This is a genomic window from Streptomyces sp. LX-29, assembly GCF_029541745.1.
In the GTDB taxonomy this organism is placed as follows: Bacteria; Actinomycetota; Actinomycetes; order Streptomycetales; family Streptomycetaceae; genus Streptomyces.
On the sequence record NZ_CP089746.1, the window covers coordinates 673797 to 693611 of the forward strand.

At 72.2% G+C, this 19815-nt stretch carries 17 protein-coding genes and 1 pseudogene; 8 read left to right on the plus strand and 10 right to left on the minus strand.

The features are described from left to right. The first annotated feature begins 1 nt into the window (after nt 1). Entirely contained in the window at nt 2-1030 is a 1029-nt protein-coding gene (locus LRS74_RS03030; RefSeq protein WP_277739511.1) for an SRPBCC family protein, read from the plus strand. A 406-nt stretch (nt 1031-1436) separates the two neighbouring features. Here the strand turns inward: LRS74_RS03030 and LRS74_RS03035 are convergent, their stop codons facing one another. The 3 genes from LRS74_RS03035 to LRS74_RS03045 form a co-directional block, all read right to left on the minus strand. Further along, entirely contained in the window at nt 1437-2381 is a 945-nt protein-coding gene (locus LRS74_RS03035) for a calcium-binding protein (RefSeq protein ID WP_277739512.1), read from the minus strand. Nucleotides 2382-2745: 364 nt separating this feature from the next. Further along, complete coding sequence (locus tag LRS74_RS03040; RefSeq protein ID WP_277739513.1) at nt 2746-3447, minus strand: nucleotidyltransferase domain-containing protein; 702 nt, start codon at nt 3445-3447, stop codon at nt 2746-2748. 80 nt (nt 3448-3527) lie between these two features. Continuing rightward, nucleotides 3528-4316 (minus strand): MBL fold metallo-hydrolase, encoded by a 789-nt coding sequence (locus LRS74_RS03045; RefSeq protein ID WP_277744569.1) that lies wholly within the window; start codon nt 4314-4316, stop codon nt 3528-3530. 86 nt (nt 4317-4402) lie between these two features. On the opposite strand from LRS74_RS03045, the gene LRS74_RS03050 reads away from it, so the two are divergent. From LRS74_RS03050 to LRS74_RS03065, 4 genes are all read left to right on the plus strand, one after another. Continuing rightward, nucleotides 4403-5002 carry an ABATE domain-containing protein gene (locus LRS74_RS03050; RefSeq protein WP_277739514.1) on the plus strand — a complete coding sequence of 200 codons (600 nt, stop codon included), beginning with the start codon at nt 4403-4405 and terminating at the stop codon, nt 5000-5002. 374 nt (nt 5003-5376) lie between these two features. Beyond that, a complete protein-coding gene (locus tag LRS74_RS03055) occupies nt 5377-6702 on the plus strand; it encodes a GAF domain-containing SpoIIE family protein phosphatase (RefSeq protein ID WP_277744571.1) in 1326 nt (441 codons plus the stop codon). 278 nt (nt 6703-6980) lie between these two features. Further along, a complete protein-coding gene (locus LRS74_RS03060; protein ID WP_277739515.1) occupies nt 6981-7481 on the plus strand; it encodes a hypothetical protein in 501 nt (166 codons plus the stop codon). A 232-nt stretch (nt 7482-7713) separates the two neighbouring features. Then, nucleotides 7714-8958: a protein-glutamine gamma-glutamyltransferase gene (locus LRS74_RS03065; protein WP_277744572.1), complete on the plus strand. Its 1245-nt coding sequence runs from the start codon at nt 7714-7716 to the stop codon at nt 8956-8958. Between the two features lie 114 nt (nt 8959-9072). Here LRS74_RS03065 and LRS74_RS03070 read toward each other — a convergent pair whose 3' ends face one another. The 3 genes from LRS74_RS03070 to LRS74_RS03080 all read right to left on the minus strand — a co-directional run bounded on the left by LRS74_RS03070 (nt 9073) and on the right by LRS74_RS03080 (nt 10802). Then, nucleotides 9073-9585, minus strand: coding sequence for an O-acetyl-ADP-ribose deacetylase (locus LRS74_RS03070; RefSeq protein WP_277739516.1), 513 nt, complete (start codon nt 9583-9585; stop codon nt 9073-9075). Between the two features lie 161 nt (nt 9586-9746). Then, the gene (locus LRS74_RS03075) at nt 9747-9941 is read right to left on the minus strand and encodes a ferredoxin (RefSeq protein ID WP_277739517.1); all 195 of its coding nucleotides are present in this window, start codon (nt 9939-9941) and stop codon (nt 9747-9749) included. Nucleotides 9942-10175: 234 nt separating this feature from the next. Then, nucleotides 10176-10802, minus strand: a complete 627-nt coding sequence (locus tag LRS74_RS03080; protein WP_277739518.1) for a hypothetical protein — start codon at nt 10800-10802, stop codon at nt 10176-10178. 536 nt (nt 10803-11338) lie between these two features. Here LRS74_RS03080 and LRS74_RS03085 point away from each other — a divergent pair. Together LRS74_RS03085 and LRS74_RS03090 are read left to right on the plus strand one after the other, a co-directional pair. Next, nucleotides 11339-11947 (plus strand): sigma-70 family RNA polymerase sigma factor, encoded by a 609-nt coding sequence (locus tag LRS74_RS03085; protein WP_277739519.1) that lies wholly within the window; start codon nt 11339-11341, stop codon nt 11945-11947. 1265 nt (nt 11948-13212) lie between these two features. Beyond that, nucleotides 13213-13962 (plus strand): annotated as a pseudogene (locus LRS74_RS03090) (IclR family transcriptional regulator C-terminal domain-containing protein); the annotation flags it as partial. A gap of 149 nt (nt 13963-14111) precedes the next feature. Here LRS74_RS03090 and LRS74_RS03095 read toward each other — a convergent pair. The 3 genes from LRS74_RS03095 to LRS74_RS03105 all read right to left on the minus strand — a co-directional run bounded on the left by LRS74_RS03095 (nt 14112) and on the right by LRS74_RS03105 (nt 16546). Continuing rightward, the gene (locus LRS74_RS03095) at nt 14112-15269 is read right to left on the minus strand and encodes a YncE family protein (RefSeq protein ID WP_277739520.1); all 1158 of its coding nucleotides are present in this window, start codon (nt 15267-15269) and stop codon (nt 14112-14114) included. 214 nt (nt 15270-15483) lie between these two features. After that, a complete protein-coding gene (locus LRS74_RS03100) occupies nt 15484-15738 on the minus strand; it encodes a hypothetical protein (protein ID WP_277739521.1) in 255 nt (84 codons plus the stop codon). 130 nt (nt 15739-15868) lie between these two features. Beyond that, nucleotides 15869-16546 (minus strand): DUF4232 domain-containing protein, encoded by a 678-nt coding sequence (locus LRS74_RS03105; protein WP_277739522.1) that lies wholly within the window; start codon nt 16544-16546, stop codon nt 15869-15871. A 208-nt stretch (nt 16547-16754) separates the two neighbouring features. Between LRS74_RS03105 and LRS74_RS03110 the strand changes: the two genes are divergently transcribed. After that, a complete protein-coding gene (locus LRS74_RS03110) occupies nt 16755-18614 on the plus strand; it encodes a choice-of-anchor A family protein (RefSeq protein WP_277739523.1) in 1860 nt (619 codons plus the stop codon). A gap of 52 nt (nt 18615-18666) precedes the next feature. Here LRS74_RS03110 and LRS74_RS03115 read toward each other — a convergent pair whose 3' ends face one another. Continuing rightward, a complete protein-coding gene (locus LRS74_RS03115; RefSeq protein ID WP_277739524.1) occupies nt 18667-19800 on the minus strand; it encodes a CapA family protein in 1134 nt (377 codons plus the stop codon). Nucleotides 19801-19815: the final 15 nt, after the last annotated feature.

The window sequence follows — 19815 nt, forward strand, 5'->3', positions numbered from 1 at the left end:
CATGGCCAGGACAGGACGCGACACTGGCAACGGGGAAGCCTCGGGCTTCGACCTTTTGCGCGAGGAGTTGGGGAAGTACCTCGGGGCTCAGATGGAGAACCTCGCGGAACGCGCCGGAGACAAGCTCACGGACGTCACCGACCAGCTCTTCGACATCGCCGACACCGGTGGGGCCCTACCCCGGATACTCCAGGGGGAGTCGCCCCTCAAAGCCCTGGTGAGCGAGAAGGCGAAGGACGTCAAGGACAACCTGGTGGAGAAGGCCAAGGAGACCTTCGGCGGCGGGGGCGGACGTAAGTCCGGGAGCCCCAAGGTGACGAACATCGTCGAAGTGCTCGACGTCGGGGTGCCGGTCCGCTTCGCCTACGACCACTGGACCCAGTACGAGCGGTTCAGCAGCTTCACCAAGGGCGTGCGCAGCGTCTCCAAGAACGACGAGGGCACCAGCGACTGGAAGGTGAAGGTCGGCCCCTCGACCCGCGGTTGGCAGGCCACCGTCCAGGAGCAGGTGCCGGACGAGCGCATCGTGTGGACCTCCGAGGGAGGTAAGGGATCCACACGAGGCTGCGTCAGCTTCCATGAGCTCACCGCGGATCTCACACGCATCGTCCTCGTCGTCGAGTACTACCCCTCCGGGTTCTTCGAGAAGACCGGCAACCTCTGGCGCGCCCAGGGCCGCCGCCTGCGCCTGGACTTCAAGCACTTCCAGCGCTACGTCAGCCTGACCGACGAGGAGCCGGAGGGATGGCGAGGAGAGATCCGGGACGGCGAAGTGGTCCGCACCCACGAAGAGGCGATGGAAGAAGAAGAGGAAGGGGAAGAGCAGGAGACCGGGCGCGGCGACGAGGAGGCAGAGGGCGAGGAGTGGGAGGAGGAGGAAGAAGCACCCGAAGACGAGGAGTCGTGGGCCGAGGGCGAGGACGAGGACGAGGACGAGGACGAGAGCGAGGACGAGAGCGAGGGCCAGGGCGACCGGTACGAGGACGAGGAGGAGTACGAAGAGGACGGCGAATACGCCCGCGAAGCCTGACGACACCGGACCACCGGCACACCACGATCACGGCACCGCCGTCACCGCCTCCGGCCCCGCGCACGGCCACCGTCCGGCCCCGCGCACGGCCGCCGTCGCCCGCCCGAGCAACCGGGGCCGGACGACGGCGCCCCGGTCGCACCGCGTATCAGCGCTCGCGACGTCCTCCGGGAGGGCCGGCGGGCGGGGACGGCGGTGCGCCTTTCGTCTTCTCGTCCTCGGGCTTTCCCGCCTTCCGCGGCGTCGACGGCGTCAGCGGGGCACCTGGCATGAGGCTCTCCGGAGAGGTCGGCGCCGGTTCCTCGGCACGGTGCTTGTTTTTGGACTGATTCGCTCTTTTCTGTCCCATATGACGAATCTACTCGTGATCGCGCGAGGGTTCCTGATTCCGGCGGCCGCGAGGCCGTCAGACAGGGCAGCCGGTCCCGGTGACGGGGTTGGCGCAGGTGTTGGTGCCGGGGCCTCCGTCGTTGACGTTGACGCCGGGGCCGCCGTTGAGGCTGTCGTCGCCGTCACCGCCGAAGAGGTCGTCGTTGCCCTCGCCGCCGAACAGGTCGTCGTCACCCGCCTCACCGAGGAGATCGTCGTCGCCGGCGTTGCCGAAGAGGTCGTCGTCGCCGTCGCCGCCCGAGACGGTGTCGTCGCCACCACCGCCGAAGAGGTCGTCGTCGCCGTCATCGCCGTTGACGCTGTCGCCGCCGTCACCGCCGTAGACGCTGTCGTCGCCGTCACCGCCGTTGAGGGTGTCGCCGCCGTCACCGCCGTTGAGGCTGTCATGGCCGGCGTCACCGGAGAGGACGTCGCTGCCGGCGCTGCCGTCGAGGCTGTCATGGCCGGCGTCACCGGAGAGGACGTCGTTACCGTCGCTGCCGAAGAGGGCGTCGTCGGCTTTGCCGCCGGAGAGGCTGTCGTTACCGACTCCGCCGTCGATGCTGTCGCGGCCGTCGCGGCCACCACGGCCGTCACCGCCGTGGCCGCCGTAGCTGCCGTCCCCGTCGCCGCCGCCGAATATGCGGTCACCGCCGGCACTGCCGAAGAGGCTGTCGTCGCCGGCGTCGCCGCAGATGACGTCGTTACCGCCCAGACCGTCGACGCGGTCGTTCCCACCCAGCGCGACGATCACGTCATCACCCGCGGTGCCCACGAGGATGTCGTCACCCTTCGTACCGACGATCGTCGCGGCCAGGCCCGCGCAGGTCGGGGTGGCGGGTATGGCGTTCGGCAGGTGGGAGGCGGCGGGGACCACGGCGGATGCGGGGCCGGCGGCTATGAGCCCCGCGGTCGCCAGGGCCAGCAAGGGCAGCAGCAGGCCACCGACACGGCGCGCCCCGCGGCGGGCGCCGAGAGCCATGACCGACCCGGAATCCCCACCGTGGGCATGCCGGCCGGCCCGACCTGTGCGGGCGTACCGGTCGGGCCGGCGAACGATCAGATCCATTTCCATCGACGTGCACCCTCCGAAACGGGACAACACTCACCCGTACAGCAGGCCACGCCCCGGTTCTTCCCGCCCGTCCCCTTCTCACGGCCGACGCACCGCACCCGCCCCTGTCGCAGGTCAGGCCAGGGAACCCCAGCGAAAGAACCACTCCCCCGGCCGTCCCCCACTCAGTCCGCGCCCCGTAGGCGCGTCCGCACCACCCGCTCGTTCCGGTCGTCCCCGCAGGACCCGGAACGCGTGGAGCAGCGGTTTCAGCTCGCCGGTCCTCTCCGGGTCAGGCGGGGATGCCTCCGTCGGTCAGGGAACGACGGCGGACCGAGATCAGCCAGTTCTCCACGCGGGTGGTGTCGGGCTGTTCCGGGAGGGGGCTCGCGGCCATTGCCCGCTCCAGACGGGTGGACAGCTCCTCGCGCCAGGCGCGGACCTCGTCCCAGGACAGTTCGCCGCGGCGTACGGCCAGCAGCCGCTCGCGGTACGGGCCGACGTCGATGCGCACGGTGCCGCTCTCCAGCAGCACGGCACCGCTGAGCATCAGGCGGAGCATATGCATGACGTGCTTCCAGCGCGGCTCGCCCTCGCGCGCCCGACGGTTCTCCGCCTTGGCGAACTGGGAAGCGGCGTACCGCGCGTACGTCGTGTGCGCCCGGCGGGAGAGGAACGCCGGGGTGAGGTCCCGCAGCTCGACACCGAGCGCGGAGCGCTCTTCGACGAGCGGGCTGTGCAGGACCTCGAGGATGTTGGGGTTGGCGGAGAGCGCGAGTGCGCAGAATCGCTCCACCTCCCAACTGAACTGCTCGGGCAGCGGGCCTTCCACATGGGTGGGCGGTTTGGCCATGCGCCAGAAATCGGCCGCGGGGGCGACGTACACGCCGCGGCGGTCGACGTCCGAGGCGGCCGTGGACAGCCCGAACGCGCGCGATCCCACGACCACCGACAGGATGGTGTGCCGCTTCACCAGGTCATGCGCCTCTGACATGCGGCTCATTCTCATCAGACCGCCGCCGTCGACCAAATGATTTCCCGAAGCCGCCCAGCCCGGCACGCCCGCCCGCGCGGTCAGCCCCGGTCGCCCAGGTCCAGACGGTCGATCAGCCCGGCGTCGGTGAAGGCGGCGACCAGTTCGTCACGGCCCTCGGTGAAATGCGTCCAGCTGTCGTAGTGGACGGGAACCACCCGGCGGGCACCGAGGATCCGGGCGGCCTCGGCGGCCTGCGCGCTGTCGAGGACGATCAGCGCGCCGTCGAAGAGGACGGGGACCCGAGGAGCGCCGGCGAACAGGATGGCGGTGTCCACCGGGCCGAACCGTTCGGCTGTCTCCTTGACCGCGTCGAGCGAGGCGTTGTCGCCGCTCACGTAGACCGTGGGCAGGCCCTCCCCGGTCAGGACGAATCCGACGACCTGACCGGTGATCGGTTCGACCTCCTCACGGGCGCCGGGCCCGTGGACGGCGGGCACGCCCGTGACGGTGATCGTGCCGCCGCCGGGGCGGTCCAGCTCGATCGACTCCCAGTCGGCCAGCCCCCTGGCCCCCGCCCCCAGGCGCTGCCCGCCCCCGGGCGTGGTCAGCGTCAGCGGGACGTCGGCGAGCAGCGCCCGGCCGGAGTCGTCCAGGTTGTCGGGGTGCTCGTCGTGGGAGAGCAGGACCACGTCTATGCGACCGAGGTCGGCCGGCGAGGCGGAGGCGGGTGCCGTCTTGGTCAGCTGGCCGCCCGGCACCCGGTAGTCGCGGGGCGCGTCGAAGGTCGGGTCGGTCAGGAAGCGCAGACCTCCGTACTCGACAAGGGCGGTCGGGCCGCCGAAGACGCGGACGGGGATCGGCTCAGTGGACGTACGGGTATCAGCCATGGAAGACCTCACGGATAGGAAGGTAGTTATCCGTGAAGGACGATAGTGATGTCTCACGGATGAGCGCAAGACGTACCATGACATCCATGAGCGAGACCCCGACCCCCGAATCCGCGCCACCCCCCGCTCCGGGGGCCGAGGAACACCTCGCTCTCGACTTCGTCAACAGCGCCCTCGCGCTGCCCGGAGGGCACTTCATCGACCTCCTCGGCACCCCCGAGGCCACGAATCGGTGGCTCACCGAACGCGGCCTCGCGCCGGCTGACGCCGGGGTGCGGGAGATGTGCGCGGCGCAGCTGCGCTCGCTGCGCGAGCACCTCAGGTCGTTGTTCGCCGCCCGCGTCGCCGGGCTGCCCGCCCTGCCCGCGGCGCTGTCCGCCGTCAACGACGCGCTGAGCAAGGCCCCCTCGGCCGCCCTGCTGTACTGGGACGAGAGGAACGGCCCCTACCGGGCGGTCCCGTGCCCCACCCACGAGATCCTCGACCGCGCTCTCGCGACCCTCGCGGCCAGCGCGGCCGACCTCCTCACCGGCCCCGACGCCGACCGCCTCATCGGCTGCGGCTCCACGCCCTGTACCCGCTACCTGCTGCGCCACGGTCGCCGCCACTGGTGCTCGACCCGCTGCGGCGACCGCGCCCGCGCCGCCCGCGCCTACGCACGACGCACCCAGCCGGAAGCGGACTGACGAACCCCCGGGCCCGACCTCATCGCGAGGCGGCGCCGGGGCGAGGCTCACCCCACGTACGTGAATTCGTCGGCCGAGCCGGTGGCGGGGGCAGACGGAAGCGGGGCCGTCTGGGGCCGTCCCGAGCGGCATGCCGTTTTTCGGAGTAATGAGCGAAGCGGCCGGCTCCGTCGTGTCAGCCTGTGGTCCTGGGCGACCGCGGTCGCGTCGGAAGGCCGTGCCAGAAGGCCGGGCGTCCCACGCGTGCGTGCGGCTGGATCAGCGGATCCGCCGCGCCCACGGGGCGCGCTTCGCCACCCACGATCCACGAACAGTCTGGCGAACGGGGGCCGTATGCGGCGCAGGAACGAGCATCGGCGCATCAGGCGCTCATGATGGCCGGGCACCGGGAGGAGCCGCCGCGCAGGCCCGACCTCGCACGTCTGGACGCCGAGCTTCATCAGGTCAGCGAGCGGCTCACCGAGCTGTCCGCCGCCAAGGACAGGCTTCAGGGGCTGCTGGACGCGGTCATGGCCATCAGCAGTGAGCTGGAGCTGTCCACGGTGCTGCACCGCATCGTCACCACCGCCATGAACCTGGTCGGTGCCCGCTACGGCGCGCTGGGTGTGCTGGCCGAGTCCGGCGAGCATCTGGAGCAGTTCATCACCGCCGGCCTGTCCGAGCGGGAGCGAGCCGCTCTGGCCGGCGTGGACTTCCCCCGCGGCCTGGGCGTGCTGGGACATCTGATCCGCCACCCGGAACCGCTGCGGATCGACGACATCGCCACCCACCCGGCCTCGGCCGGATTTCCCCCCGGCCACCCGCACCTCCGCACGCTCCTCGGAGCGGCGATCAGCGTCCGCGGCGAAATCTACGGCGACCTCTACCTGTCCGAGCGACGCGACGGACGGCCCTTCGAGCGCAAGGACCAGGATCTCCTCGTCGCCCTCGCCGGCGCCGCCGGCATCGCGATCGAGAACGCCCGCCTGTTCGGAGAACTCCGGGACAGCGCCGAGACCTTCCAACGCCTGCTGCTGCCCGCGCTGCCCGACCTCAGTCCGCTCACGGCGGCGGCCGTCTACCAGCCCGCCGCCGAGCCCAGCGCGCTCGGCGGCGACTGGTACGACGCCGTCTGCCTGCCCGACGGCACGACGGGCGTCGCCATCGGCGACGTGGGCGGCCACGACCTCCACGCGGCCGCCGCCATGGCCTCCACCCGCAGCATGCTCCGGGCCCTGCTCTTCGATCTGCGCACACCGCCCAGCGCGATCCTCAACCAGCTCGACCGCACCCTGAACGCCACCGTCGAAGGACCGTTCACCACCACCTGCCTGGCTCTCCTCGAACCCACTGAAGGCGGCTGGACGCTGCGCTGGAGCACCGCGGGCCATCTGCCACCGCTCCTGATCGTCCCTGGTCGGGAGGTGGAGTACCTGCACGCCGATCCCGGCCTGCCGCTCGGGGTGGACACCGCCCAGCCTCGCCCCGATCACACCCGCACCCTGCCCGGGGGCGCCACCATCGTCTTCTTCACCGACGGTCTCGTCGAGCACGCCGACCGCACCCTCGACGACGGACTGGCCGCGCTCACCGAACTCGCCGTCGCCCACGCCGCGTTGCCGCCGCAGGAGTTCGTCCAGGCCCTGGCCGACCACCACCCCAGCGACGGCCACGACGACATGGCCATCCTCGCCCTACGCCTCCCGCCCAGCCGGGGTTGAACGGGAACGCCGAAGGGTGCGGCGCCACACCGATCCGCGGGCGGGTGGCCGGCGCAGGAGGTTCGGGGCGGGTCGGCGGCTCGCCGCCCCCGCACACCACGAGGAGGGAGAGCGCCGCCGCATCGCATCCCCCACACCCGGCCGGATCTGATCCATGGCCGGATATCGCCCCATGTGACAGGTTGGCCGGTTATATAACCGTGGTGTTGCTGGGGAGTTAACAAGCGGGACATGATCACTGCTCGTATCGACCTGATCACTCATCCAGGAGACGAGAAGTGATACGCGGAACCGCTCTCCGTGCCCTCACCGCCGTCGCCGCGACCGCGGCGCTCGCCCTGCTCCCCCCTCAGGGAGCCCAGGCGGCCGCCCCGGACACGACCGCCCCGGCGACCGGTGCCCCTGCCGGCACTGTCACCACGATCGACGCGGACGACGACAACCCCTTCCGCTGGATGGAACTGGACGGCCTGCGGGCCGACTTCCAGTTCATGTGTCCCGCGGGCCACTGCGTGGGCTTCTGGTCCCTGGTCCTGACGGACGACGTCGCGCGGCAGAAGTTCGCGGACGGCACGTTCTTCGTCTACGCCCCGGCCACGGGTGAGTTCAGCTTCTTCCTCGACACGGACATCGCCGTGCGCACGGTCGACCACCCCGGCCGGGTCCGCCTGGTCGACACCGAGTTCATGCGTTCCCACCCGCGCGTCGAGGTCCGCTACGGCGACCCCGACCACCCGGACCGGGCCCGCGTCGTCGCCTCGGCGACGACCCTGATGTAGCGAGCCACCGACCCCACCCGACCTTCGCGACCAGCCCCGCCGGGCGGGCGACCGCGTCGCGAGGAAAGGCCCCGAGCGGCAGTGGGGGGTCGCGATGGCGACCGGGGACAGGCCCGGTACCCGGCCGCGCCGCCCGTGCCCGCCGGCACGATCCGGCGCAAACCCCTCCACTGCGTTGCGCTCTCACATGCCCTCGTTCACGCGTTTCACCACAAGGGAGTCATTGATCTTCATGTCCGAATACCGGAGAATTCTCGCCTTCGCCACCGTGGGTGCGGTCATATGCACCTCCGGATTCCTGCCGTCGGTCAGCCAGGCCGCCGACAACCGCGACGGGGAAACGGAGAAATCCTACGCCGCAACGCACGGCCTGACGGCGGATGAAGTCGAGAACATCAACGCACTGAACGAAAGCGCCCTGACTCTGGGTCGACCCGGCAAGCCTCCGGTGGGATTACCTCCGAGCGCCAGCGCGTCCCCGGCCGCCGACGACAGGGTGACCCCTCCCGCCGAGCCGCTCGACCGGATGCCTGACGCGTACCGGGCCTACGGAGGCAGGGCCACCACGGTCGTCAACAACTACATACGCAAGTGGCAACAGGTCTACAGTCACCGCGACGGCAAGAAGCAGCAAATGACCCAGGAGCAGCGAGAAAAGCTGTCCTACGGCTGCGTCGGCGTCACCTGGGCCAATACGGGCCCCTACCCGGCGAACAAACTGGCGTTCGCGTACTTCGACGAGAAGAAGTACAAGAACGACCTGGAGAACACCAGCCCCCGACCCAACGAAACGCGCGCGGAGTTCGAGGGCCGCATCGCCAAGGAAAGCTTCGACGAGGAGAAGGGTTTCAAGCGGGCACGTGATGTGGCGTCCGTCATGAACAAGGCCCTGGAGAACGCCCACACCGAGGGGGCCTACATCGACAACCTCAAGACGGAGCTCACGAACAACAACGACGCTCTGCTCCACGAGGACAGCCGCTCGAATTTCTACTCGGCGCTGAGGAACACACCGTCCTTCAGGGAAAGGGATGGCGGCAACAACGACCCCTCCAAGATGAAGGCGGTGATCTACTCGAAGCACTTCTGGAGCGGGCAGGACCAGTGGGGCTCCTCTGACAAGAGGAAGTACGGCGACCCGGAAGGCTTCCGTCCCAACCCGGGCACCGGCCTGGTCGACATGTCGAAGGACAGGAACATTCCGCGCGGTCCCGCCAATCCCGGCGACCGTTGGGTCAATTTCGACTACGGCTGGTTCGGGGCACAGACAGAGGCGGACGCCGACAAAACCGTGTGGACCCACGGCGACCACTATCACGCGCCCAACAGCGACCTGGGCCCCATGCACGTGTACGAGAGCAAGTTCCGGAACTGGTCTGCCGGGTACGCGGACTTCGACCGCGGAACGTACATGATCGCGTTCATACCCAAGAGCTGGAACACCGCCCCCGCCAAGGTGACGCAGGGCTGGCCGTAACAGAACCGGGGAGGAGGGCCGGGTCGCCCGACCCTCCTCCCATCCCCCGCCGGACACGCGAGCCACGCGTCCGGCGGGGCTCGGCCGGGCGGGCGCTCTGAGTGGAGCGGCGGGTCAGCCACCCACCTGTGCGGCGAACGCTTCGTACGCCCGCTCGTCGAAGAGAACGAAGCGGACCTTCTCCACCCTCGTCTCCGTCTGCCGCACCGTCTCGACCGCGATGCGGGCCGCGTCCTCCATGGGCCACCGGTAGACGCCCGTGGAGATGGCCGGGAACGCCACGGTCCGCGCGCCCAGCTCGTCCGCGACGCGCAGGGATTCCCGGTAGCAGGAGGCCAGCAGCGACTCGTCGCCGCCGGAAGCATGGAACACCGGGCCGACGGTGTGGATGACCCACCGGGCGGGGAGGCGACCTGCGGTGGTGGCCACGGCCTGGCCGGTCGGGAGGCCCTTGCCGTAGCGGGAGGCGCGCAGGTCGCGGCAGGCGTCGAGGATGTCCGGGCCGCCCGCGCGGTGAATGGCGCCGTCGACGCCACCGCCGCCGAGGAGGGACGAGTTCGCCGCGTTGACGACGGCGTCGACATGCTGCTTCGTGATGTCGCCCTGGATCAGTTCGATGGTGGCCATGGGGTCATCAAAGCAGTCGGCTGTCGGCTGCGGGGCGGAGCGGCCGCGGGGCGGCCGACGTGTCCGGGAGGGCGTTCGGGCCCGGGTGCCCCGGTCGGCCGCGGGCACGGCCGGACGACCGAACAGCCCCGACGCCTCGTCAGTCGACGGAAGACCCCTCGTCAGTCGCCGGAAACGGAGAGCGCCTGGACCGGGCAGGCCCGGACCGCCTCGCGGACCATGGGGTCGTCGGCGCTGTCCTCGTGGCCGGGGACCAGGGCGGAGTATCCGTCGTCGTCCTGGGTGAAGACCGCGGGTGCGGTCAGCGCGCACAGACCGCTGCCGATACAGACCTCGTGATTGATCGTGACTCGCATGGCCCATTGCTCCCAGCTGATTCGGCGGGTTTTCGGGGTCGGGTGATGCGAGCGCAAGGTACCCGCGCGCCGATCGACCGACACCCGCTTCGCGCTTTCCTGACTCGAACGACCTAAAGGGAAAGCAGGGCGGCGGGACCACACGAGTGGACAAGGAATCCGTTCGGGGAGACACTCCGGCCCGGATCGCGGCTGGGCGGCGATCCGGGCCGGTGCGCTGCTCCGAGGGCGGGGTTACTGCACCTCGATACCGACCTTCAGGCCGTCGAAGTCATAGCTGTTGTCGTCGACCGCGAATTCGCTGCGACCGCCACCCTGGCTGGCCCAGGGGGTCACGGCGGCCACACCCGAGGTGGGTCCGTCCACCACCGTCACGGAGAGGCGGAAGTCGAGCAGCGGGGCGGATATCGGCCAGGCCCGACTGTCGAGGAACAGCCGGTACTTGTCGGGGTCGTATCCGTTGTCATCGGTGGCGACGGGCGATTCGCCGCCACCCTCGCTGGCCCAGGGGGAGTACTGGACGGGTCCGTAGTGACCGTTTCCGTCCATGGCCTGCGCGCCGATGCGGAAGTCCGTCCGGCCCAGCTGACTGCCCGGGGTGGTGTTCAGGTCGATGAGCACGGCGTCGGGGTCGTAGCCGTTGGCGTCGCCGGCCCACGGGGAGACGCTGTTCCCGAATTTCGCGTACCTGGTGAACTGTTCGGCGCCGAACTGCGTTCTACCGCGGTCGTCGGAGAGCTGGATTCCCACTCTGAAGCTGGGCAGTTCCGCCGTCGAGGCGGAGGCCGGAGTGGCGGTCAGGGAAAGGGCGACCGCCCCGGCGGCGGCCGATAGCGCCGTCCACATTCGCTTGCGCATCATTCCTCCTGATCATGGGGGATGGAACGCTTCGTTGTGTGTCGCTATGTCGCTGCAAATCGAGCAATTAGCACCCGTTGCGGCCATCACGATATGGAGCACCACTCTTGGTGCGCTACGGACATTCAAGCCACCGATGGTCGATTTGCCGCCGCCATATCCGCGCCCGCACCCCGCCCGCACCCGACCGGTGCCGCACACCTTCTGGTGGACCTCCACCCACGGCGCACGCCCACCGCGTCGGTCACCGGGAGGCGTCGGATGCCCTCGGGCGGCTCGCCCGCCGCGGACAGGTCCCCGTCCACGGCGTCACCAGGGGGGCGCGCGAAATCACCAGGGGGGGCGCGCGGTGAATCGGAGACATCAGATCGGATGACCTGTATGCCGGACCGTGCACAGAGCACCCCACTCTTCGCTTGGCTGGGGAGGGAGAGCACCGCGCCCCCCGCGTCCTCCCCGCCTCGCCGGATCGGGAATCGCGCTGCGGAGGCCTGCCCGAGGGCGCGGTGGCGGCCGACGACGGGAAGGACCCGAGGCAGGTGGACCAGCAGGACCCCTGGGCCGAGCAGGCGGTGCGTGACGATCTGGCGGGGGTGCTCCCCGTCGACTACGCGGCCTTCCACTCCCAGCACCATCGCGCGTATCTGCGCTATGCGTATCTGCAGTTAGGCAGCCGTGAGCGGGCCGCCCAGACCGTCGAGGACGTGTTCACCCATCTGCTGCGGGTCTGGGGCCACGTCCTGCGCCAGCCCAGCGCCGAGGCGTACGCGTGGGCGGCGCTGAAGGAGGCGGTCATACGTCGGCTGGAGGCGCTGGACCGGCCCGTCGCGCTGGTGGAGACGGCCGCCTTCGCGGCGCTGCGGGAGTCGAGTCGGACCCGTCTGGAGCTGCTGGAGTCACGCCTCGGCCTCTACACGGCCATCGCCAAACTGCCCGAACGCCACTACGACGTGATCGTGCTCGTTTTCGTGCTCGGCTATCCCCAGCAGAAGGCCGCCCAGATGATGGGCGTCTCCTACGCCACCGTGCGCTCGCATGTGCGCGGCGCACGGCGTCGGCTGGCCCGGGAGCTCGGGTTCGCCTGGCCCCCCGGTGAGTCCCCCGGTGAGCCCTCCGGAGAGTCCACCGCAGAGGAGATGGGGAAGTGAGCGAGATGGCCCGGAGGTTCGACGCGACGGGGATCGACGAGGCGCTGCGGAACGCCCTGGTGCTCACCGAGGAGTTCGCCGACTACGACGAGTACGCCGCACGCCGCCGTATCGCCTACCGCGTGGTGCGCGACCGGCCGTCCCCGCCGGCGTGTCGTACCCGCCCGGCCGCCCGGGGCCGCGTCGGCGGGGCGCGGTCCGGTGGGGCGGCCGCCGTGCCGGAGGACCCGCTGCTGTTGGACACCTCCGGTCATGAGCGGGCCGCGCGGGCGTTGGACGCGTCGGCGTCGCGGCTGTTGCGCGACCCCTCCGCCATGGCGGCCGCCACGGGTCGGTTCGCGGGGGCGATGGGCCCGGAGGGGGCGCTGGTCCTCGGCTGCGCGTTGTTGCTGGCGCGCCGGGAGGACGCCGCGCAGTTCTGGTGGCAGTACGCGGCCGGGGCGGGGTCCCGGGCGGCGGCACGCTTCATGTACCTGCTCCACCTCAAGCGGTCCGAGGTCCGAGCGGCCCGCCACTGGCAGGCGCAGGCGACCGCTCCTCAGGGGCGGGACCGCGGCGCCGCCGGCCGGCCCGACGACGACCAGGCCGCAGACGACGGCCTGACACCGCGTCAACCGGCGGGCCCCCGACCCGAACACGACGCACCGGCGTCGCGCCACCCCGCACCGGGCCCGGCCGGCCCCGGAGTCGCCGAGCGGGGCCGCACCGGGCGCGACGCGGAGGGCGACGGCACCGCACGCCCCGCACGCCCCGCGGACGACGGAGGCGCACGCTCCGCCGCGGCGGCCGCGCCCGGCGAGGACGTGCCGGCCGAACCCGGTCCGGACGGCCTGCCGGGGCGGCCCCGAGCACTGGAGGAGTCCCTTCGCGCGGGGACCGTCTGGGCCTCGCCGCCGATCTCGCCCCACGACCTCGGGGCCGTCGGCGACCCGCTCCGGTCGGAGGCGGGGGCGCCGGCGCACTGCCACGGCGCGCGGGCCGACGCCCTGTGCCCGGCGCTGGCCGCGGCGGTCGGGCGGCTGACCGTCGAGGAGGACGCCGACCTGGGCGAGGTGGTGCTGCCCGGGCCGCGGTTCGTCGCCCAGTTGCGCTGCTGCGCCGCTCTGTTGGCGCGGCGGTCCCGGGCGACGGCGCGGCCGCACTCGCCGCACCGTGGCGGGGAGGCCGGTCCCCCGGATCGGTATGCGAGCCCACCGCCCGGCCCTCCGGGGCGGTGGTCCCCGCTGCCGCTGCGCGCCCCCTCGCTCACCCACGCCGCGCAGCAGGTGCCCCGCGGGCGCCCCGCGCCGGGCGTGCTGGAGCCCGTGCACCGGGCGCTGCGCGTGCTGGAGGTCATCGGGCGCTACTCGGGCGGGGTGAGCGGCGCTCAGATCGCCCACGAGACCGGGCTGACCGAACAGGCGCTGGCTCGGGCCATACAGCTGCTGCTGCGCGAGGGCTTCGCGCTCCGGGTCGCCACCGGCTACCTGCCGGGACCCACCCTGCGGCTGCTGGGCACCGGGGGCGGGGCGGACGCGGGGCACCGGCAGCTCCGGCACACGCTGGCCGTGCTACGGGACACGGTGGGCGCGGCGGTGTACGTCAGCCGGTACGCCGACGGCGAGGTCGCCGTGGAGCAGTACGCGGACGGGCCCGGCACGCCCAGGGTCAACGAGTGGGTCGACTTCCGGGCCGCCGCGCACGCCAGCGCCGTGGGGAAGTGCCTGCTCACGCAGTTGGACTACGACGGTCGGATGGATCATCTCGCCCGACACCGGGCGGCCCGCCTCACCTCCCGTACGATCACCAGCCACCAGCGGCTCTTCCAGGCGCTGGACAGCCGGCCGCCCGCCGCTCCCGTGTTGGACCTCCAGGAGTACGCCCTCGGGACGGTCTGTGCCGCCGTACCGATCGGGACCGGGCCCGCGGCCTCCTGTGTGGCGCTGTCGTTGCCCGCCGAGCACGCCGCCCGGCTTCCGCGCGCCGCGGAGACGCTGCGCGGGCAGGCCGCGACGGTGTTGCTCAGCCTGTTGCTCAGCGGGGCGCGCGAGGAGGACCCGAGTCTCGGCGCCGCCTCCCCGGGGGTGGCGGACAGACCGCTGCTCACCCCCGCCCGGCTGCTGGTCACGGCCGCTTGACGGGGCACGGCGGCGAGAGGGGCGGAGTACGGCCGCGGGCCCCGGGCTCAGGCCGCGGGAGGGTGCGGCCTCGGCCCGGCGGGGGCCGCGGGGAGGTAGGCGAGCCCGTGAGCGCCCGCCTCGCCGGCGTGGTCCACGCCGAGTGTGGTGACCACCTGGAGTCGGTGGAGGTCGACGACCGTCACGGTGCTGGACATGACGTTGGCCACGAAGCCCAGGGTGCCGTCCGGGGAGGAGGTGATGGTGAGGGGGAAGCGCCCCACCGTCACCTGGCCGACCGGTTCGAGGGTGTCGGGGGCGAAGACGGTCAGCACCCCGTCGGTGTGGGTGCCCAGGGCGCCGCCCGGCCCCTCGGCCATCCGCAGCTCGCCGGCGAGCACCGCGCCGGTGGCCGTGGTGTGGACGGGGAAGACCACTCCCTCGGTGGGCAGTGTCCGCACCACGCGCCCGGTGGCGGTCTCGATGACGCGCAGTCCGGGCCGCGGCCCCGGCTCCCCGGCGAGGTGGGCTCGGAAGTCCCCCTTCGGCGCGGCGACATAGACGTGGCGGCCGTCGGGTGAGACGTCCAGCCCCTCGCTGCCGGGGACCTCGACCCGGCCGGCGAACCGGTCGTTCTCCAGGTCGACGACGGAGACGTACGGGGCCTCCTTGTTGGTGGCGTAGCCGAGCCGGCCGTCCGGGGTGATGGCGAACCAGTGCGGGCCCGGCGCCATGGTCGGGATCCGACCGATCCGGCGCCGGGTGCGCGTGTCGAGGATCAGTACGCCGCCCGGCTCGGTGTCGGTGGCCTCGACGCTGACGTAGAGCCGGTTCCGCGCGCGGTCCAGGGCCAGGCCGTGCGGCGCGTGATCCGGGCCGAGGTCGACGACGTCGACCAGTCGGCGGGTGTCGGGGTCGACCACGCTCAGCTGTCGGGCGCGACCGCGGTGGTCGTGGTAGTACCCGGACACATAGGTGCTGACGACGTACAGCAGCCGCCGGTCCGGGTCGAAACACGCCTCGTGCGGCTCGGCGGGCAGACGCAGCGTCTGCTCCCGCCGGTAGGTGTGGGCGTCGAAGAAGGTGAGGGTCGGGCCGCTCTGGCTGACCACGGCCAGCGCGTCGCGGTCGCTCGTGCGGTCGTCCGCGCTGTCGCCCGCGTGGGCGTTCGGCGCCTGGTCGTCGGCTTGGCGGGTCGTCTGGGGTTTCGCCTGGTCGGAGTCCATGGCGCGCATCCTCGCCAGGCGCCGCGGAGGGCTCCAGTGCGGCGCGTGCAAGGCGTCCTTGCACCGAGGGAAAAGATCCTGGTCGCGGTGTCCCCGGCGGCCCGCGGGAGGTCCGTCGGCATGACGGGGATCACACCGGCGGTATGGTTCCCGCGAGCCGTACGGCGCCGACTCCGCGGCGCCGGTTCCCCCCGGCCGGCTCGCCGAGTGGGTCCTACAGCCCTATCTCCCAGGGGTACGGCGGGAGCGTCCGCGCGCGGCTGCACACCTCCAGCGCGTGGTCGAGGAGCGCGGCGAGCGGGTGGACGCGTCCGCCGTCGAGGCTGGCGAGCAGCCGGGCCCCGTGGTGCACACAGGCGGTGGTCTCCCTACCGCGGCTGTCCAGGATGGTGACGACGTCCGCCGGGCCCTCGCACGGCGTCGGATCCTTGTGGTGAGCGGCTCGGCAACGCGTCGTCGTCACGGGCATGTCGACGTCCCCCGTCCTTCAGATGACCGGCGCCTGCCGCCGGCGGCACATCGCTCCGAAGGCATGTTCGCCGCCACGCGCGCGGCCAACCCGCCCTTGGTGAAGCCATGGCGGGAACTTGTCGCCGGATCTACCTTCGCGACGGGGGCGCCTCGGGGTGGTGGGCGGTCTCCGGCGTCCGCGGCGCGGGCGCCCAGGCACTGACGCCCAGCCTGCCGGTGGTGCCGAGGTCGATCACGACGGGCACGGTCTGCCGCTTCGCGCCCCCGCCGGGGGTGACGTCCAGATAGCGTCCGTCGACCGGTGTCCTCGTGACGTCGTCCCTGGTGTTCCGCCAGACCAGTTTGGCCACCGCCCGGTCGCCGGGGCGCAGTGTCACGGCTCGTGGGCCCGGGTCGAAGCCGTCGATGGTGGCGATGGGCGACGCTCCGCGCCGGATCTCGACCGCCGCCAGCCGTCGCTTCTCGTCCCGGACGCGGACGGTGGGGTAGCCGTTCAGGGTGTAGGGGCGAGTGCCGCAGTTGAGCACCCTCACCCCCATCACCCGCAGGCCCATCGCGGCCTCTCCCTCGTCGGTGTAGACGAGGACGCCCGACTTCGGGCAGGCGGTCGTGGGGAAGGAGGGCGGGGCGGAGGGGGTGGCGACGGAGAGGTCCGAGGGCAGGCGTGCCCCGGGGCTCCCACCCGGGGCGTGCGCCGCGTCCGCGGCCCGCTCCGAGCCGCATCCGGCGAGCAGCCCGACCACCATCAGCGCGCCTCCGAGCAGGGCGAGTCGTGCCCGAGGCACACCGACCGAACCCTCATTCATTCGAACATGCTCTCACGGTGGCTTCGGCTGCCCGGAGAGCCGGCCCCCGCACGCCGCCCCTCGGCCAAGCGGGTGCGTTGTTCGAGTGATTGTGTGATCTGAATACCCGTCGACGGGAGTGTCGCGGCGTGCCCGTACGCCGCCGGTGCCCAGCCTGTCAGCAAACCAATGGGCTGCTGAGAAGCCGAAAACAGATGAGGTCGACGCTATGAGAGCGATCCTTGGTCGGCTGCGGGGCCGCCCCTGGGCCACCATCGCCGGCTGTGTCGTCGTCGCCGCCTCGGCGCCGGCGCTGGCACTCGGGCTGGGGCCGGGGGGCGCCGCGCCGGAGGGCGCCGTGGTGGTCAGTGCGGCGCCACTGCCGGGCGGGTTGGGCCCGTGCGTGCCGGGGACCTGCCCCGACCCGTACCCCGGGGTGGGCAACGGGCCCATGGTGGGCCGGGACAGGGGCGTCAACGTCTTCGCGGGCGGCGACTTCCTCGTCCGTGGGCACGCGGCCGGGGCCGAGGGGAAGCTCGTGGTGCTCGGCGACTTCGATCTGAACAAGGCGGCCGGTGACAGCGCCGTCTACCAGGTCGGTGCGGTGGACGTGGGCTCCCGGGTCCCGCCCCCGGAGGGCTCGGACTTCCTCTCCATCGGTGGCGATGTGACGGTGGCCGGCGGGCAGCGGCTGCTCGCGGACGGCGGGGTGGTACGGCCCGCGGGCACCACCACCGGCACCGTCGCGGGCACGGCCGTGCGGGACCCGAACGCGATCGCCCCGTACGCCGCGCTCCGTGACCAGCTGAGCGAGGCCAGCCGGTGCTACGCGCGGGACGGCGACGGGCCGCGACCGGCGACCGGCACCGCGGTCAACACTGGTGAGGCGACGGTCCTCACCGGCGACGGCAGCTCCTCGCTCCAGGTCTTCAACGTCGACTTCGACCTGGTCGGGCCGGGTGGGCGAGAGCAGGGCGTGCGGTTCGCCGGCATCCCCGCGGACGCCACCATCCTGGTCAACGTCCTCGGCTCCAACCGGGTGATCAACACCTCCAGTGGGGGCGTCGACGACACCGCCGACCCGCTCAACGGCTATCGCGACCGACTGTTGTGGAACTTTCCCGACGCCACCGGCGTGGAGCTGCGGGGCACCGGCCAGTTCCAGGGCAGTCTCCTGATCGGCGAGCGGCGCTCCCAGACGACGGTCTCGCTGCCCGGCGTCAACGGCCGCTTCTTCACCACCGGCTCGGTCACCCACACCAGCGCGGCGACCGACGGCGGGGGCCAGGGGTTCCACGCGTACCCCTTCAACGGCGACCTGCCCGACTGCGGCGGCGTGGGGCCGAACACCGGACGGGTCGGCATCGTCCAGACCGACGCCGTCGACGGCAGTCCGCTGCCCGGGGCGGAGTTCGAGCTGTGGCGGGAGACCAACGACGAGCCCGGCCTGCAGACGGGGGACGACGCCTCCGACACCCTGGTGGGCGAGGTCTGCTCCACCGGCCCGGACGGCGGCTGCGCCCGCACGGTGGAGCCGGGCACGTACTACTGGCGCGAGATCGCCGCGCCGCACGGCTACGACCTCCCCGAGGACCCCGTCTTCGGGCCGCTCACCCTCACCGAGGACAACGTCGAACAGGGCGTCGCCGTCACCGCCGGCAACTCCCGCTCGCCGGAACCCCCCGGTCCGACCGGCACGCTCCGGGTCGTCAAGACGGACGCGGTGAGTGGTCGGCACCTTCACGGGGCCGCCTTCGAGCTGTGGCGGGAGAGCAACAATGTCCCGGGGCCGCAGACCACCGGCTCCCCGGCCGACACCCGCGTCGGCCCCGCCTGCGCCACGGACGCGGACGGGCACTGCGCCTTCTCCGAGCTGCCGCTCGGCAGCTACTACCTCAAGGAGGCCGCGGTTCCGCCGGGGTATGTGCTGCCCGGTCAGCCGGTGACCGGCCCGTACCCGCTGACCGAGGAGAACGCCGAGGACGGCGTCACCGCCGTGATCCCCAACGAGCGGACCGGGGCCGGCACGGCCCAGGACGGCGGGGACGACGAGGAGGATGAGGACGACACGGATGACAGGGACGGCTGACGTGAGGCGCGCTCGCCGGCGCGCCGTGACAGCCACGCACCGGGTCCTCGGGTCACCCGGCCGGTGGGCCCGGTTCCGCGTGGGAGAGCACGAGTGTGCCGTCCGGCCCGGGGGCGACGACCGTGCCGAAGTCGGAGCTGACGTGGTTCAGCGTCGTGCGCAGCCAGGTCGTGTCCTCGGGCGTCGCGTACCGCAGCCGCAGCCGGTGGGCCTGGAGGGGCACCATCCGTAGCGCGGTGAGCCGGCCGGTCTCCGGGGACAGCGCGGCGAGGTAGGCCAGCCGCAGGTCGTCGCGGTACCGCGCATAGCCGCTGATGCCCTCGTAGTCGTCGATGAAGTCGCCGCACCCGTAGAGGACGAGCTTGCCGCGGTAGACCTCCATCGGGCGGGGGTGGTGCGAGGAGTGGCCGTGCACCAGGTCGACGCCGGCGTCGACGAGGGTGTGGGCGAAGTGGATCTGGGTGCGGGGGATCTCATAGCCCCAGTTGGAGCCCCAGTGCACCGAGGCGACGGCGAGGTCGCCCGGCCGCCTCACCGCGCGCAGCCGGTCGGCGAGGGCGGTGGCGGCCGCGGTGGTCAGCTCGGGCACGACATGGACGCCGGGCCGCTCGTCGGTCGCGGCCCAGGTGTGCGGGATCCCGCTGGAGGGCACCCCGAAGGCCAGGACGAGGACCCGACCGCCGCCGGCGACGGGGACGGCGGTGGGGCGCCGGGCCTGCTCCGCGTCCCGTCCGGCGCCGGCGACCCGCAGCCCCGCCTCCGCCAGGGTGTGCAGCGTCTCCTCCAGGCCCCGGCGACCGAAGTCCAGGACGTGGTTGTTGGCCAAAACGCAGACGTCGGGGCGGACGACGGTGAGCGCGGGGAGGTTGTCGGGGTGCATCCGGTAGTGGATGCCCTTCGCCGGCGCGAACGTGTCGCAACGGGTCACGCTGGTCTCCAGGTTCACCACCCGCACGTCGGGCGCCGCGGCCTCCAGCGCCGGCAGGGCGTCCCCCCAGGGCCAGGTGAAGTCGGCCGGCCACGGCATCGGACCGTTCTCCTCCGCCGCCAGTCGGACGTAGGTGCGGGCGTCGCGGACGTACCCCTCGCGCAGGGCCGGGTCGCCGGGGTGCGGAAGTATCTGGTCGACGCCCCGGCCCAGCATCACATCGCCGCACAAGAACAGCGTCACCTGGTCGCCGGGCACCCTTCCACGCTACGC

Excerpts from the sequence above, each read along its gene's own strand:
- LRS74_RS03030 (WP_277739511.1), top strand. The coding sequence starts at position 2 with ATGGCCAGGACAGGACGCGACACTGGCAACGGGGAAGCCTCGGGCTTC.
- LRS74_RS03035 (WP_277739512.1), bottom strand. The coding sequence starts at position 2,381 with ATGGCTCTCGGCGCCCGCCGCGGGGCGCGCCGTGTCGGTGGCCTGCTG.
- LRS74_RS03040 (WP_277739513.1), bottom strand. The coding sequence starts at position 3,447 with ATGTCAGAGGCGCATGACCTGGTGAAGCGGCACACCATCCTGTCGGTG.
- LRS74_RS03045 (WP_277744569.1), bottom strand. The coding sequence starts at position 4,316 with ATGGCTGATACCCGTACGTCCACTGAGCCGATCCCCGTCCGCGTCTTC.
- LRS74_RS03050 (WP_277739514.1), top strand. The coding sequence starts at position 4,403 with ATGAGCGAGACCCCGACCCCCGAATCCGCGCCACCCCCCGCTCCGGGG.
- LRS74_RS03055 (WP_277744571.1), top strand. The coding sequence starts at position 5,377 with ATGGCCGGGCACCGGGAGGAGCCGCCGCGCAGGCCCGACCTCGCACGT.
- LRS74_RS03065 (WP_277744572.1), top strand. The coding sequence starts at position 7,714 with ATGTCCGAATACCGGAGAATTCTCGCCTTCGCCACCGTGGGTGCGGTC.
- LRS74_RS03070 (WP_277739516.1), bottom strand. The coding sequence starts at position 9,585 with ATGGCCACCATCGAACTGATCCAGGGCGACATCACGAAGCAGCATGTC.
- LRS74_RS03075 (WP_277739517.1), bottom strand. The coding sequence starts at position 9,941 with ATGCGAGTCACGATCAATCACGAGGTCTGTATCGGCAGCGGTCTGTGC.
- LRS74_RS03080 (WP_277739518.1), bottom strand. The coding sequence starts at position 10,802 with ATGATGCGCAAGCGAATGTGGACGGCGCTATCGGCCGCCGCCGGGGCG.
- LRS74_RS03095 (WP_277739520.1), bottom strand. The coding sequence starts at position 15,269 with ATGGACTCCGACCAGGCGAAACCCCAGACGACCCGCCAAGCCGACGAC.
- LRS74_RS03100 (WP_277739521.1), bottom strand. The coding sequence starts at position 15,738 with ATGCCCGTGACGACGACGCGTTGCCGAGCCGCTCACCACAAGGATCCG.
- LRS74_RS03105 (WP_277739522.1), bottom strand. The coding sequence starts at position 16,546 with ATGAATGAGGGTTCGGTCGGTGTGCCTCGGGCACGACTCGCCCTGCTC.
- LRS74_RS03110 (WP_277739523.1), top strand. The coding sequence starts at position 16,755 with ATGAGAGCGATCCTTGGTCGGCTGCGGGGCCGCCCCTGGGCCACCATC.